Raw genomic sequence first — 14663 nt, 5'->3', positions numbered from 1 at the left:
GCGACATCCCTATGCCTCGGTGTCGAGCAGCGTCCAGACGAGTTCGATGATGTGCGACACGGGCACGCGCTCAATAGGGTGCGGCACGTCGTCCAGTGTGAACCATCGCCCATTCAACATGACGTCGGCGGCAGCCCGCGACTCCGCCACACTCACGGTGTCGTCCTTGGTGCCGACGGCAACGCACACCGGAACGGCGATACGTTCCATTACCTCAACGGTCAGCAACGGGGAACCGCCATTGACGCGCAGCAGGGCCGCCGTGCGACATACCACCGACTCCCATCCGCCCACGAGCGCGTGGCGTTCGTTCAATAGGGCGGCGAACTTCGGCACCTTCGTGGAGATCATCACCGGATCCAGGCGCAGCGCCTCCCGCTCGGCGCTCTCCGGTGTCCACTCGAACTTCGTGCCAAGCGTGACGATCCCGCTAAATGTGCCTGGCGCACGTGCCTCCAGCGCCAGTCCAGCGTAGCCGCCCATCGAGTAGCCGAAGAGCAGGGGCTTCGGTGTGCCCAGCGCGCTGACCGCGTGCGCCATGGCGTCAACAAAGTGCGTCAGTTGAAACAGGTCGACATCACCAAGCGGCGTGACGCCATGGCCAGGGAACTCGAACGCCTCCACACGAATGCGCCCGCCGCCGAATGCGCGCAACGCATCGACGACGGGCTGCATCTGAGCGGCGCTGCCAAGGGCGCCATGCGCGACGAGAACGGTGGGCATTGAGTCCTTGGTACTTGGTACTTGGTACTCGGTACTCGGTACTAAGCGTTCACTTATGCGTCAACGTATACACATACGCCGCCAGTGCCTGGACCTGCGGATCGGTCAGGTTCATCGGGCCGCCACGTGCGCGCATCGGGTTCTTGTGCGTGGGGTCCTTGATCTTCTCCGCCGGGACGCCGGTGGTGATGATGCCGACGATCTCGTCGAAGCTGCCGGTGGTGAGTTGCAGCCACTTCTTGCCGTCGAGCGTCGGTCCGTTGGGGGCGCCGATTCCGCCCTTGCCGTGGCAACGCTGGCAACTGCCGTTGTTGAAGATCGAATCACCCATGGCGATGTTGGCGGGCGTCACAGCGGCCGGCTTGGCCGGGACCTTGTTGGCCGCACCGCCGCCGGCTGGCGACGGGGATTGTGAGCCTGACTTGGCGGATGAGCCGCCGCATGCAGCGAGCATGACTGCGGCGGAGCAGAGCGCGAGGGAGAGGCGAAGCGGAGTGTGCATGGAGGTAGGGGAATGGGGGGGGAGATCAGGCAGGGCCGAGCCAACACCCGACCAGTATCGCGTCTGACAGGGGTGCTGTCGAGAGACCTACGAATCTACGGATCGGTGCCCGCCGTCGTTGGTGCCGGTTTCCCGTCTCCCGTCCCCCGTCTCCCGTCCAGCCCAGTCGCCGCAGCCCCGCACGTTGGGCAGTACGGAAAGAACGCATTCTTCCGTGTCGCACAGCGTCCGCACTCATCGAACAAGCGCAGACCGCAATGCACGCAGAAGTTGGAAGGGTTCTGCATGCCGCCTACGATCGCCCGTTCACAACCCGGACACACGCCACCTCCAATGCGCTTGACGGCATCCTCGTAGGCCAGTGATTGACGACGCTCGGTCTCACTCTGCTGTTCGACCTGCTGTCGCTGGGCGAGATAGCGACGCATGGCGCGAATCACGTAGATGCCGGCGATGGCGCTGGCGATGATGCCGACGCCGTATCGCACGTACCCGCCATAACTGGGCAGGTAGGGCACGAGTTCGACAAAGAACGCGAACACGGCGAAGAGCACGAATCCCCGTGCCAACGGCCAGTACTCGCTCTTGCGTTTGCGGGCGACAAGCCAGCCGGCGACGATCAGCAGTGGCAAGGTGAGCGCCAGGCGTATGCCGAAGACCCGCAACTCCTGCACGAATCGGGCGCGCTGATATCGGTCGTCGGCCGCGACCGACAGCGCGCTGATGGCCTCGCGATTCACTTCGCCGGCCTGAGAGACCGCCAGCAACGTGGCGTCGAGCTGCTCCACCTGCTCCTCGGCACGTCGTTCACTGGACTTGAGTCCGTCGAGGGCACGCGTGCGTGCCAGCACCTCGGGATCCTGCGCCGGATCGGTGGTGGCCTTGCGCGTGGCGATCCAGTTGTCGAACGCCTCGCGCTGCGATGTGTAGGCGTTGCGCGCCATGGTCAGCTGCTGATCGGCGCGCTCCTTCGCATCCTGCGACACCCGTTGCGCCCTGGTCAGCGAATCCGCAGTCGTGCGCAGCACGGCGCGTTGCGCCGGATCCACGAACTCCTCGATCGACACCTGTTGATCGACGCCGGGAAGATCACCTACCAGCTTGCCGCCCAACCCGATGAGGAATCCGGCGAACACGAGCGAAATGGCCCACATCGCAAAGGCAAACAGTCGCTCCGGCACACGGAAACTTCGGAACATGATCAGCGCCCCTTGAAACTGGCGATCGCGTGTCGCGTGAACTCCGAGAGGACCATCGTTCCGCTCATCGTCGCGCGTTCGGCGAGCAGTGTATCCCACGACTCGGTACCGGCCCAGAAGACCCGCTTGAGCTGTGTCATCGCGTCGGGATTGCACGCGGCCAGCTTGCGAAGCTCCAGTTCGAGCGCCGCGTCCATCGCGCCGGCATCGTCAAAGAGGCGGGAGTACAATCCGTGACGCTCGCCCCACACCGCGTCACGCCAGTCGGCATCAACCGCCATCGCGCTGAAGGCCGAGAGTCCGATTTTCCGCTCGATGACCGGTCCAACGACAAATGGACCGATGCCGATAGCCAGCTCGCTCAACTTGGCCGAGGCCGACGCCACCGCGAAGGAGAGGTCGGATGCGGCCACCAGCCCGACGGCCCCGCCCGCGGCGCGCCCCTGCACGCGCGTGAGCACGAATTTGGGGCTGCGGATCACGGCCAGGATCACGCGCGAGAATCCGCTGAAGAACTCCTGGCCTTGCGTCACCGTCGAAATGGCGACGAGTTCGTCAAATGATGCGCCGGCGCAGAACGGGCCCGTGCCGCCGCTGGACAGGAGGAGGACACGAACCGCCGGATCGGCGCTGACCCGGGTGACGGTATCGGCCAGTTCCCGCAGCAGCGCCCCAGGGAGCGAATTGCCCTTGGGATGATGGAAGGCGATGCGCCCGATGCCATCGGCGACGTGGGTCTGGACGGTGCCACCGCCGGCGGTGACCACGGCCGGCGTGACGAGGGGGATTTCGGAGGAAGACATACGGAAAATTACAGCGTCCGGACGCCGTCCACCCTCCCCGATGCAATTGTCCGCTGCCAACCGGAGCCAGTAGATTGCTGTGCATGGAACAGAAACCGGCCGTCCCCGCGGAAGACCCGGCGTTGGTTGCCGCCTTCGAGGCTCGCATCGCCGCTGGCGAAAGTATCGAGCCCAAGGACTGGATGCCCGCCCGCTATCGCAAGCAGCTCACCCGCATGATGTCGCAGCACGCGCATTCCGAGATCGTCGGCATGCTGCCCGGAAGGCAACTGGATCACACGGGCGCCCAGCCTCCGGCGCAAGATGTCCCTCATCGCCAAGGTGCAGGACGAAGGCGGTCACGGGCTGTACATCTACTGCGGCACCGAAACGCTGGGCGTCGATCGCCATGAGCTGGTCGAGCAGCTGCACGACGGCCGCGCGAAATACTCCAGCATCTTCAACTACCCGACGCTGTCGTGGGCCGACATGGGCGTGATCGGCTGGCTGGTGGACGGCGCGGCGATCGTGAACCAGACGGTGCTCGCGAAGGCGTCGTATGGGCCGTATGCCCGCGCGATGATTCGCATCTGCAAGGAAGAGAACTTCCACAAGCGTCAGGGTTACGAGATTTGCGCCACGCTGGCCAACGGCACGCCGGCGCAGAAGGCCATGGTGCAGGACGCGGTGAATCGCTTCTGGTGGCCGGCCTTCATGATGTTCGGTCCCAGTGACGGCAGCTCGCCCAACTCGGAGGAGCTGATGCGCTGGCGCGTGAAGCGCAAAACCAACGACGAACTGCGTCAGCGGTTTGTGAATCTTACTGTGCCGCAGGCGCAGGCGATTGGGCTCACGTTGCCCGATCCGGATCTCGTGTACGACGAAGCGAGCGGCGACTGGAAGTTCGGCGAGATCGACTGGACCGAGTTCTTCGATGTGGTCGCCGGCAACGGGCCGTGCAATCGCGAACGACTGGAAGCGCGCAACAAGGCGCACGACGACGGCGCGTGGGTTCGCGCGGCCGCGAACGCGTACGCCGAAAAACAACAGGCGAAATCTTCTACGGTGGCGGCGTAATGGCAGACGCGACGAAAACCGATAACTCGTGGCCGCTGTGGGAAGTGTTTACGCAGGGCGCGCACGGCGAACCGTTTGAACATGCGGGCAGTGTGCACGCGGCCGACGCCGAGTTGGCGCTGCAGAATGCGCGCGATGTATACACGCGCCGCGGTGAGGCGGTGAACTTGTGGGTGGTGCCGTCGACGGCGATTGTGGCGTCAGCGCCCAGTGACAACGGACCGTTCTTCGATCCGGGCAACGACAAGGCGTATCGTCATCCGCAGTTCTACAAGGTGCCGCGCGGGGTGCGCGTCTTTTGAGCGACGACATCGATACGCCGTTGGCACGACCAACGTCCACCGCCAACGTTGCCGGCGCGCGCACGCCAACGATCGAGAATCCGCTGTTCGAGTACGTACTGCGTCTGGCTGATGATCGACTCGTGTTGGGGCATCGCATGTCGGAGTGGTGCGGACACGGCCCGATTCTCGAAGAAGACATCGCGCTGTCGAACATCGCGCTCGATCTCATCGGACACGCGAGCGGCTTGCTCGGCTTGGCCGGCGCCATTGAAGGGAAGGGGCGCAGCGACGACGCGCTGGCGTACTTCCGTGAAGGCGTGGAGTTCCGCAATTGCCTGCTGGTCGAACTGCCCAACGGCGACTTCGGCTTCACGATGATGCGGCAGTTCCTGTTCGACGCGTACAGCGTGCTGCTGTGGGACGCGCTGTCGAGTGCCAAGGACGAACGCGTCGCGGCACTCGCCGCCAAGAGCCTCAAGGAAGACAAGTATCACGTGCGGCACAGCAGCGAGTGGGTGGTTCGACTTGGTGACGGCACCGACGAGAGCCACGCGCGCGCGCAACAGGCGCTGGACGAGTTGTGGCGTTACACCGGCGAACTGTTTGAGTCTGACGCCGTGGATGCGGCACTCGCGGCGCAGGGCATCGCGGTGGATCTCGACGCCATACGCGCCCGGTGGCGCACCATGGTGGCCGACGTGATGCAGCGGGCCACGCTGGTCGTGCCCGCCGACGGTGCCATGCGTCGCGGCGGTCGCCGTGGCCGACACACGGAACATCTCGGCCACATGCTGGCGGAGATGCAGATTGTGGCACGATCACATCCGGGTGCCACGTGGTAGCCGACTGATGGCGATGGCCGCGCCGCTCTCCCGAGACGCGGTGTACGCGATCCTCGATGAGGTGAAGGACCCCGAGGTGCCGGTGATCAGCGTCGTGGAACTGGGTATTGTGCGCGACGCGGTGGTGGACGGGGACGTGGTGCGCGTGACGGTGACGCCCACCTACTCCGGCTGTCCGGCGATGCGCGAAATCGAGGACGACATCCGGAGCGCGCTGGTCGCTCACGGTGTGCGCGAGGTGATTGTCGATACGGTGTTCGCACCCGCGTGGACGACCGACTGGATTGGCCCCGGGGCGCGCGAGAAACTCCGCGCGTACGGCATTGCCCCGCCCGGACGCGCGGAACCCCAGGGATTGATCACGCTGACGCGCGCCCGCGTGCCGGTGGTGTGCCCGTTTTGCGGTAGTGCCGACACGCGCTTGCAGAGCGAGTTCGGCAGCACGGCGTGCAAGGCCATTCACGTGTGCAAGAGCTGCAAGCAGCCGTTCGACGAGTTCAAGGCGTTCTGAGCGCGTCCCCCAATACACAACGGCCCCGCATGCTTTCGCATGCGGGGCCGTTCCGTTCCGGCAACCAGCGACTGCTTACTTCATCGAGGCGAACGGCACGCGGCCGTTGCGCTGCGAATCCGCACGGCACGAGCTGGGCGAACCAGACTCGTTGGCCAGCAACTGCCAGATTTCCACGCGGCGGTTCGGCGCCTGCTTGGCCTTGTTGGCCGCGGAGACACGCGGACGCGGCGGATTCGGATCGGGATCACCATCGCGGACGATGATGCACTGTTCGCCGAAGCCAGCCATCGAGAAGCGGTCGGCGGCAACATCCTTGCCGGCCAGCTTCTTGAGCTTCGCCATGACCGCAGTGGCGCGGCTGGTGGCGAGCTTGTTGTTGTAGCTCTCGTCGCCGTACCAATCCGTGTGACCTTCCACGGACACGCGGATGCTCGCGTCGCGCTTCATCGCGTCGACAACGGTCTGCAACAGCGCGTCGCCGGCCGGCAACACCGTGGCCTTGTCGAAATTGAAATGCGTGCTGTCGAGACGGACCATGGCCGTGGGCGGTGGCGGCGGCGCGATGCGGGTGATCGTGGCCGTGGCGCTCTTGCTGCTGCCGTACGCGGTCTTGGTGGCGGTGATGGTGGAGGTGCCACCGCTGACGCAGCTCACGGTGCCGTTGCTGACCGAGGCCACGCCCGGGTTCGACGATGCCCAGCTGGTGGCGGCGCCCAGGTTCACACCGTCCGCATCGGTCGCGGTGGTGGTATACGTGGCCGTCTCACCTACGTTCTTCGTCTGCGCCGGCGGCGTCAATGCAAAACGTCCACGCTGGTGGCGGTACGGTGACTGAGGCCGACGTGCTGCGCTCAAGCTTCTTCACCAGACCTTTGCAGGTGATGGTCGCCGTGCCGGCCTTGACGGCCTTCACGTTGCCCGTGTTGTCCACCGTGGCGACGCTCGCGTCGCTGGACGTGCAGACCAGGTTGTTCACCTTGCGGGTTTCGATCGGACGCTGCTTCATGTCCGCCGCGCTGAGCGCGAACTGACGGCTTGCACCGCGCGCCACCGTGGCGGTGGCCGGCGCAATGGCCAGCGACCAGTCGAACTTCTCCGACTCGGCCGCACACGCACCGCGCAACGCGTACGTCACACCGGCGCGAACGCCGAGATTCTTGGACGTGCCGGTGAGCTCCTGTTCGTTCGGCGACGGATTGAAATCGCCGATGCCGTCAACGCGCGCGCCCCAGCGTCCGCTGCCGCACACCTTGAGGCCCACGAGCGCCGAGACACCATCCTCGTACTCGTTGGCCGTGCTACGTCCCTTGTAGACGGAGTTCACGTAACCACCACCGAGCACCAGCGCGGCCTTGGAGGCAACCGGAATGGTCAGGGTGACGAGTCCACGATACGGGCTGTACTTGATGTCTTCGTTGGGCGTGCGATTGGCCTTGGTGGGGCCGTACTGCGCATTGGCTTCCACACCCAGCCACCGATACACGCTGATGCCGAGCATGCCACCGATGCCGATGGGGTTATCCATCTTGAGCTTGTCGTCCAGCTTCGTATAATGGCCGAAGGCACCAACCTCGACTTTCGAGATGGGACCTTGAGCCTGCGCTGCCGACACCGTAAGCGCGGCGGCGAGCAGTGTTAGTCCGACGAGTTGTTTCTTCATGAAAACCTCGTGAAGGAGAGACATTAGCGAGCTGATCTGTGCCCGCCGGACCGCGACTTTCATTGGCGGTCAACCAACAAAGTAAACCAATTCCGGACAAAGTGGGGACCAGGCGCGCGTTCGAGGGGCCGCCTGTTACACGGCGAGGAGTCCCGTCACGGCATTCACAATCTGCCCGACATCCGGCAGGACGGCTTCAAGCAGCTGCGGGTGGTACGGCATGGGAATGTCGCGCGGCGCCAATCGCTCAACCGGGGCATCGAGATCCCAGAAGGCGTCACTGGCCAGCACGCCAGCGATCTCGGCGCCGAAGCCAGCAGTGAGGTTGTCTTCGTGCACGATCAGGCACCGATGTGTCTTGCGCACCGACGCCAGCACGGTGTCCCGATCCCACGGCGCGATGGTGCGCAGGTCGATCAGTTCCACTTGGTCGCTGAACGACTCGGCCGCTTTGGCGCAGCGATGGACCATGGCCCCCCAGGAGACCACCGTGATGGCCGATCCCGGGCGTACGACGCGCGCCTGACCAAAGGGCAGCACGTAGTCGTCACCGGGGTAGCGCGCGCTGCCGTCGCCAGTCATGAGCAGCGACCGATGTTCAAAAAAGATGGTGGGGTTTGCGCCGCGCATGGCGGCTCGCAATAACCCCACGGCGTCGGCGGCGTTGGAGGGGATGGCCACCTGCCAACCATACGCATGCGCGAAACGCACTTCGTCGCTCAGGCTGTGCCACGGATCGCCGACGTCCTTGCCGAATCCTCCGGGCATGCGCACCACAATCGGCGCGGCAAACCGATTGGCGGTGCGCCAGCGCATGGTGCCACAGTTGTTCAGTTGCTCGGTCGCGGGGTCGGCGTATTTGCGAAACTGAATTTCGGCCACCGGCATCAGCCCGCTGATAGCCATGGCCACCGCCCGCCCCACAATGGCCTCTTCCGACAAGCTGGTGTCGAAGACGCGATCCACGCCGAACTGTTTCTGCAATCCTTCCGTGACGAGATGCACACCGCCCTTACGGCCCACGTCCTCGCCAAACACCACCGTCTTGGGATTGATTGCGAGCTCGTGTCGCAGCGTGCGGCGAATGGCCTCGGCGAAACGCAACATGTCGCCGTCATCGCGCGCCACATTGGTTCCGCCAAGCGTGGCACGTTCGGCGCGCGAAAGTCCGCCCAGCGCTTCCGGACCGTTGGCGGAGCTGTCCTCGTATACATACTGTGCGATGCGCGATGCATCCGGCACGGGTCGCGAACGCGCGGACTGCAGTGCCACGTCGACATCACGCGCGACCTCTGCTTCCAGCGCCGTCCAGTCGGATGCCGACATGAAGGACGGGACGAGATACTCCCGCAGTCGCGGCAGTGGATCACGCGCCGCGTCGGCGGCGATGTCGTCGTCCGTGCGATAGCCCTTCTGATTGTCGGGCCCGGAGTGACTCGACAATCGCGGTACCGTCAAACGGACCAGTGCGGGTCCCTTTCCGGCGCGCACGTGCGCCACCGCCTCGCCCAGTTTGCCGGCGGCATCATGCGGATCACACCCGTCGCCGTTGCGGATGAACAGGTTGGTGAACGACGCGAGGTTGCGGGCAATGTCGGCGCCCGGGGTCTGCATGTCGCCACTCACCGAGATGCCGAGGTGGTTGTCCTCGATGTAGAAGAGCATCGGCAATTGCAGCGTGGTCGCCATGGTCAGTGACGCCCAGAACCCATTGGTGGCGACCGATCCGTCGCCCCCGAGTGCGACGCTGATGCACCCCTCGTAGCGCGGGTCGTGCAGCGTGTCGCGATGATAGGTGATGGCTTGCGCCCACCCGGCGGCCGGCGTGTACTGCGAGCCCACGTCACCGGACATGGGCAGCACCACCGGCCCGTCGCGATTCGGCAGATTACAGACGACGCCGATATCGCGTCCATCGCTGAATCCGCCGGCGCGGCCCAGCGGGGATCCCAGGGCATCATCCAGCGGAAGTCCGAGTGCGAGCAGGAACGGTCGCGACCGGTAGTAGGCCCCGGCTCCATCGCGCGCGCCGGTGAGCAGCGAGCCCAGAATGGTTTGGGCCATGTCATGTCCGCGCGCGGAAAACTGATACAGGACCACGTGATCTTTGGGGACCGAGGCGCGATTCCTGTTCGTGGTTTCCTCGACGTCGTCGAGGGCGCGCGATGCCAGGGTATGGTAGGCGATGCGACGCCAGTCGAAGCCCGGGCGCGGGGCGGGGGCTGCGGCGCGCTTCGGGGATGCAGGCGCGCGGGTGGGGGAGGACGACATGGCGGTAATCTCGCCGGGCGAGATGGGGGAGGGAACTGGACAACCGTCCCCATGGACCGCCCCAGCCGTCAGGCGGTCACTTCCCGGTCGGCTCCAGCTGCACCGCCCCGTCTACCGAGGCCACCCCGATTCCGGACGCCCCAAAGGACGCCGAGACGACCGACACCGTCATCCGCGCCATCGTGGTCATGAGCGGTACGCCGACGCCGGTCCCCAGCAGCAGGAGGTCAAGGGCGAGCACGCGTCCGGTCCACCGGTTGACCAGTGCACGGTCTCGGCGCAGGATGAACGCCAGCGCGGCGACACCGTTCACCACCAGAAAAATCCCCAGCGACCACGCGAATGCCGTGTTGCCGATACCAGTGAGCCAGTTCACGATCGTCGATTCCATGCGGCCACTCCTCAGGTCGGGTGGGACATGTCGCGGCAGCGTCGAGCCAAGGGGTGGGAACAGGGGCTCGAGCGGCTATTGGGCGGGATAACACGTCTACCATACAACTCAACCCGACTCCGCGCGAGAGGGCGCCGGAGGGCGATTTGCCCGCTAACTTCCCCGGCATGAGTGATCATGCGAGCGGTATCCCGCGCGAGCCAACCTTGCTGGTGACCCAGCGTGACGGGGTGCTGACCCTCACGCTCAATCGTCCCGACGTCCTGAACAGTTTCACCCGGGCGATGGCGCAGGCGCTGCAAAACGCGTTGCATCATGCCGCGAATGATCCGCTGGTTCGCGCCGTGTTGATTACGGGCGCCGGCCGTGGATTCTGTGCGGGGCAGGATCTGGCAGAAGCATTGCCCCAGGGTGACGGACCAATGCCGGATATCGGCGAGTTCGTGAAGACGAGCTACAACCCGATCATTCGGGGCATACGGCATCTGGAGAAGCCGGTGATCTGCGCCGTGAACGGCGTGGCTGCCGGTGCCGGCGCCAACCTGGCATTCGCCTGTGACATAACCATTGCCGCGGAAGATGCGGTGTTTGTGGAGAGCTTTGCCAAGCTGGGACTGATTCCCGATACCAGCGGGACGTTCTTTGTGCCGCGATTGGCGGGGGTGCAACGCGCCACCGGCATGTTCTTCCTGGCGGAGAAAGTCCCGGCGGCGAAAGCGAAAGAGTGGGGACTGATCTGGGACGTGGTGCCGCACGCGGTGTTGATGGAGGCGGCCTATACGATGGCGCACACGCTGGCGACGCAGGCCACGCGCGGATTCGGGCTGACCAAGCGAGCCCTCAACGCCTCGTTCGCCAACTCGCTGGATGAGCAATTGGAGGTTGAGGCACAGGCGATGCACGAGGCCGGTCGAACGGCGGACTATGAAGAGGGCGTGCGCGCGTTTCTGGAGAAGCGCAAACCCGTGTATCGCGGCGCATGACACTCCCGGCAATCGGTGTCGTCGGCGCGGGCGCGATGGGCGCCGGCATTGCCCAGGTCGCGGCGGTGCACGGACATGATGTGTGGCTGGCGGACGCCCAGTCGTCGGCGCTGACCAAGGCTCGCGCCTCACATGCGGGTGTTCTGGCGCGCGATGTCGAAAAGGGCCGTCGCACCCGCGCCGAGGCGGATGCGGTGCTGGCGCGCATTCGCTATGTGGATGGCGTGGACGATGCGCGTTTGCAGACTCTGTCGACGTGCGGGTTCGTGATCGAGGCTATCGTGGAGCAACTGGCCGCGAAACAGGCGCTCTTGCGCGCGCTCGAAGCGGTGGTGTCGCCGGAGGCCATGCTGGCAAGCAACACGTCGTCGCTGTCGATTGCCGCGCTTGGTGGCGCGTGCACCCATGCGGAACGGGTGGTGGGAGTGCACTTCTTCAATCCGGCGCCATTGATGCCGCTGGTGGAGATCATCCCGGCCATTTCGACGTCGCCGGCGGTGACCGACGCGGCGGGTCACCTGGCGCGATCATGGGGGAAGACGACCGTGACGGCCAAAGACACACCCGGCTTCCTGGTCAATCGCGTCGCGCGTCCGTTTTACGGCGAATCGTTGCGCATGCTGGACGAGGGCATGGCCGACGCGGCGACGATCGACTGGGCGTTGACGACCCTTGGTGGATTTCGCATGGGGCCTTTCGCGCTGATGGACATGATCGGCAACGATGTGAACTTCGCGGTGTCCTGCTCGGTGTACGAACACACGTTTCACGACCCGCGGTATCGGCCATCGGTGACACAGCAACGGATGGTGGAAGCGGGGTGGCTGGGGAAGAAGTCGGGGCGTGGATACTACCGCTACGACGAGGGCGCGGCGGCGCCAGAGGCGGTCACTGATTCAGCGCTTGGTCAGGCCATCGTCAACCGAGTGCTGGCGATGCTGGTGAACGAGGCGGTGTCGGCCGAGGAGATGGGTCTCGCGAGCGCTGCCGACATCGAGACGGCGATGACGAAAGGCGTCAACTATCCGCGCGGATTGCTGTCGTGGGGCGACCAGATCGGCCCGGCCAACGTGCTGGACGAACTTGAACGGCTGCAGCGCGAGTTCGGCGATCCGCGCTATCGCCCGGCGCCCCGCCTCCGGATGGTCGCACGACAGCCCGGTGGACGGTTGCTGGATGGATGACACGCCGATTCGTCCCGCCCGCGACGTGGTCGATCAGCTCATGGGCACCGACGCGTTCTCGCAGTGGCTGGGGATTGAGATTCTCGAGGCGCAGACGGGACACGCCGTCGTGCGCATGACGGTGCGTGACGAGATGGTGAATGGTTTCGGCACGTCACACGGCGGCATCGTGTTTTCGCTGGCCGACAGCGCGTTCGCGTTTGCGATCAACGCCGGCGGATTTCTCAGCGTGGCCATTGACTGCTTTGTCAGCTTTCCCGTGGCGGTGCGTCCCGGTGATGTGCTGACGGCGACGGCGACCGAAGACAGCACCAGCAACCGACTGGCATTCTGTGTGGTGACCGTGCGCAATCAGGACGACGTGACGGTTGGCCATTTTCGCGGCACCGGATATCGCACGGCCCGACCCCATCTCCCGACTCCATGACTGACGCGTTCATTCTCGACGGCGTGCGCACGCCCATCGGCAACCTCGGTGGCGCGCTGAGTGCCGTTCGTGCCGACGACCTGGCGGCGCACGTGATTTCGTCTCTGCTGCTGCGACATCCGACGCTCGATGCGTCGCGGATTGCCGATGTGATTCTGGGCTGTGCGAACCAGGCGGGCGAGGACAATCGCAATGTGGCGCGCATGGCGCTGCTGCTGGCGGGTGTGCCGCACACGGTGCCGGGTGAAACGGTGAATCGGCTGTGCGCGTCGGGGCTGAGTGCGGTGGCCGGTGCGGCCCGCGCCATTCGCAGCGGCGAGGGCGACCTGTTCATCGCCGGTGGCGTGGAGAGCATGACGCGCGCGCCGTATGTGCTGTCCAAGGGCGCGACGCCGTTTGCGCGCGACATGCAGTTGTTCGACTCGAGCCTGGGCTGGCGATTCGTCAATCCGAAAATGAAGTCACTGTTCGGCACCGACTCGATGGGAGAAACCGCGGAGCATGTCGCCGCGCAGTATGGCGTGACACGCGCCGACCAGGACGCGTTCGCGGTGCGGTCCCAGCGCCGGGCGGCGCTGTCGCGAGCGGCGGGGCGATTTGTCGAGGAGATTGTGCCCGTGCCAGTGCCGCAGCGAAAGGGCGACCCGGTGTTCGTCACGGAGGACGAGTTCATCCGACCGGATACGACGATGGAGACGCTGGCGCGGCTCAAGCCGGCGTTTCGCGAGGGCGGCTCGGTCACGGCCGGCAACGCATCGGGACTGAACGATGGCGCGGCCGCGCTGCTGGTGGCGTCCGCGCGCATGGCCAGCGACCTGGGCGTCGCGCCGGTGGCGCGTATCGTCAGCAGTGCGGCGGCCGGTGTCGAGCCACGCATCATGGGGATGGGGCCGGTGCCGGCAACGCGACTGGCGCTGGCGCGCGCCGGGCTCACCATCGATCAGATGGATGTGATCGAACTGAACGAAGCGTTCGCGGCGCAGGGACTGGCCTGTTTGCGCGGAACTGGGTGTGGCCGATGATGATGCGCGGGTGAATCCCAACGGGGGCGCCATTGCGCTGGGTCATCCGTTGGGGATGAGCGGCGCGCGGCTGGCGCTGACGGCCACGCGCGAATTGCAGCGGCGTTCGGCGCGCTACGCGTTGTGCACGATGTGCATCGGTGTCGGGCAGGGGTTCGCGATGATCCTGGAACGCGCGTAGGTTGGCGTCATGATTTATGCGTTTGACGGTTTCGTGCCGGTGATACACGAGAGCGCATTCGTGCACCCGCAAGCGGCGGTGACCGGTAACGTGATCATCGGTCGCGACGTCTACGTGGGTCCGGGCGCGGCCATTCGCGGCGACTGGGGCGGCATCGTGATTGAGGATGGCTGCAACGTGCAGGAGAATTGCACCATCCACATGTTCCCGGGCGTGGTGGTCGTGCTTGAGGCCGGCGCCCACATCGGACACGGCGCCATCGTGCATGGCGCGCGGATCGGCGCCAACGCGCTGATCGGGATGAACGCGGTGATCATGGACAACGCCGTGGTCGGGAGCGGCTGTGTCGTGGGGGCGCTCTGTTTTGTGCCCACCGGCATGGAGATCCCGCCACGCAAGGTGGTGGTGGGCAATCCGGCAAAGATCGTGAAGGACGTGAGCGACGAGATGCTGGAGTGGAAGTCGGCGGGCACGCAGCTGTACCAGCAATTGCCGGCCGCGATGCGCGCCGGGTGGACCGTCGTCGAGCCGTTGCGCGAACTGCCGGCCAACCGCCCCACCCAGTCCGGCATCCTGAAGAATTGGTTGGACACGAAGTCCGGCACCGTGTGAACGCCATTC

At 65.3% G+C, this 14663-nt stretch carries 15 protein-coding genes and 2 pseudogenes; 9 read left to right on the top strand and 8 right to left on the bottom strand.

From position 1 onward, the window contains the following. Positions 1–9: 9 nt before the first annotated feature. The 4 genes from IPP90_07745 to IPP90_07730 form a co-directional block, all read right to left on the bottom strand. Positions 10–723 (bottom strand): alpha/beta hydrolase, encoded by a 714-nt coding sequence (locus IPP90_07745; protein ID MBL0170610.1) that lies wholly within the window; start codon positions 721–723, stop codon positions 10–12. A gap of 49 nt (positions 724–772) precedes the next feature. Then, positions 773–1225: a cytochrome c gene (locus IPP90_07740; protein ID MBL0170609.1), complete on the bottom strand. Its 453-nt coding sequence runs from the start codon at positions 1223–1225 to the stop codon at positions 773–775. 95 nt (positions 1226–1320) lie between these two features. Continuing rightward, a complete protein-coding gene (locus IPP90_07735) occupies positions 1321–2424 on the bottom strand; it encodes a zinc ribbon domain-containing protein (GenBank protein ID MBL0170608.1) in 1104 nt (367 codons plus the stop codon). Between the two features lie 2 nt (positions 2425–2426). Then, positions 2427–3227, bottom strand: coding sequence for an enoyl-CoA hydratase/isomerase family protein (locus IPP90_07730; GenBank protein MBL0170607.1), 801 nt, complete (start codon positions 3225–3227; stop codon positions 2427–2429). Between the two features lie 83 nt (positions 3228–3310). Between IPP90_07730 and paaA the strand changes: the two are divergent. From paaA to paaJ, 4 genes and pseudogenes are all read left to right on the top strand, one after another. Further along, positions 3311–4283, top strand: a pseudogene (gene paaA, locus IPP90_07725) (1,2-phenylacetyl-CoA epoxidase subunit A). Beyond that, the gene (paaB, locus tag IPP90_07720; GenBank protein ID MBL0170606.1) at positions 4283–4585 is read left to right on the top strand and encodes a 1,2-phenylacetyl-CoA epoxidase subunit B; all 303 of its coding nucleotides are present in this window, start codon (positions 4283–4285) and stop codon (positions 4583–4585) included. Before paaA ends, paaB begins: the two are co-directional and overlap by 1 nt. Positions 4586–4656: 71 nt before the next feature. Further along, the gene (gene paaC, locus IPP90_07715) at positions 4657–5409 is read left to right on the top strand and encodes a phenylacetate-CoA oxygenase subunit PaaC (protein MBL0170605.1); all 753 of its coding nucleotides are present in this window, start codon (positions 4657–4659) and stop codon (positions 5407–5409) included. Between the two features lie 7 nt (positions 5410–5416). Then, complete coding sequence (gene paaJ, locus IPP90_07710) at positions 5417–5920, top strand: phenylacetate-CoA oxygenase subunit PaaJ (protein ID MBL0170604.1); 504 nt, start codon at positions 5417–5419, stop codon at positions 5918–5920. A gap of 75 nt (positions 5921–5995) precedes the next feature. Here paaJ and IPP90_07705 read toward each other — a convergent pair whose 3' ends face one another. The 4 genes from IPP90_07705 to IPP90_07690 all read right to left on the bottom strand — a co-directional run bounded on the left by IPP90_07705 (position 5996) and on the right by IPP90_07690 (position 10245). Beyond that, entirely contained in the window at positions 5996–6721 is a 726-nt protein-coding gene (locus IPP90_07705; GenBank protein MBL0170603.1) for an OmpA family protein, read from the bottom strand. After that, positions 6687–7583 carry an Ig-like domain-containing protein gene (locus IPP90_07700; protein ID MBL0170602.1) on the bottom strand — a complete coding sequence of 299 codons (897 nt, stop codon included), beginning with the start codon at positions 7581–7583 and terminating at the stop codon, positions 6687–6689. Before IPP90_07700 ends, IPP90_07705 begins: the two co-directional genes overlap by 35 nt. A gap of 135 nt (positions 7584–7718) precedes the next feature. After that, the gene (locus tag IPP90_07695) at positions 7719–9854 is read right to left on the bottom strand and encodes a pyruvate dehydrogenase (protein ID MBL0170601.1); all 2136 of its coding nucleotides are present in this window, start codon (positions 9852–9854) and stop codon (positions 7719–7721) included. Between the two features lie 76 nt (positions 9855–9930). Beyond that, positions 9931–10245 (bottom strand): hypothetical protein, encoded by a 315-nt coding sequence (locus tag IPP90_07690; GenBank protein ID MBL0170600.1) that lies wholly within the window; start codon positions 10243–10245, stop codon positions 9931–9933. A gap of 167 nt (positions 10246–10412) precedes the next feature. Between IPP90_07690 and IPP90_07685 the strand changes: the two genes are divergently transcribed. The 5 genes and pseudogenes from IPP90_07685 (at position 10413) to IPP90_07665 (ending at position 14654) form a co-directional block, all read left to right on the top strand. Next, on the top strand, positions 10413–11228 hold the full coding sequence (locus IPP90_07685; GenBank protein ID MBL0170599.1) for a 2-(1,2-epoxy-1,2-dihydrophenyl)acetyl-CoA isomerase: 816 nt from the start codon (positions 10413–10415) through the stop codon (positions 11226–11228). After that, the gene (locus IPP90_07680) at positions 11225–12412 is read left to right on the top strand and encodes a 3-hydroxybutyryl-CoA dehydrogenase (GenBank protein ID MBL0170598.1); all 1188 of its coding nucleotides are present in this window, start codon (positions 11225–11227) and stop codon (positions 12410–12412) included. The genes IPP90_07685 and IPP90_07680 overlap by 4 nt, the downstream gene beginning before the upstream one ends. Continuing rightward, on the top strand, positions 12405–12839 hold the full coding sequence (locus tag IPP90_07675) for a hotdog fold thioesterase (protein ID MBL0170597.1): 435 nt from the start codon (positions 12405–12407) through the stop codon (positions 12837–12839). Before IPP90_07680 ends, IPP90_07675 begins: the two co-directional genes overlap by 8 nt. Next, a pseudogene (gene pcaF, locus IPP90_07670) lies at positions 12836–14042 on the top strand (3-oxoadipyl-CoA thiolase). Before IPP90_07675 ends, pcaF begins: the two are co-directional and overlap by 4 nt. Positions 14043–14051: 9 nt before the next feature. Then, positions 14052–14654: a transferase hexapeptide repeat family protein gene (locus tag IPP90_07665; protein ID MBL0170596.1), complete on the top strand. Its 603-nt coding sequence runs from the start codon at positions 14052–14054 to the stop codon at positions 14652–14654. Positions 14655–14663 lie beyond the last annotated feature (9 nt).

It is taken from the genome of Gemmatimonadaceae bacterium (assembly GCA_016720905.1).
Classification (GTDB): Bacteria; Gemmatimonadota; Gemmatimonadetes; order Gemmatimonadales; family Gemmatimonadaceae; genus Gemmatimonas.
Note: the sequence above shows the minus strand (reverse complement) of the source record. Positions and strands in the feature narration are given on the sequence as shown.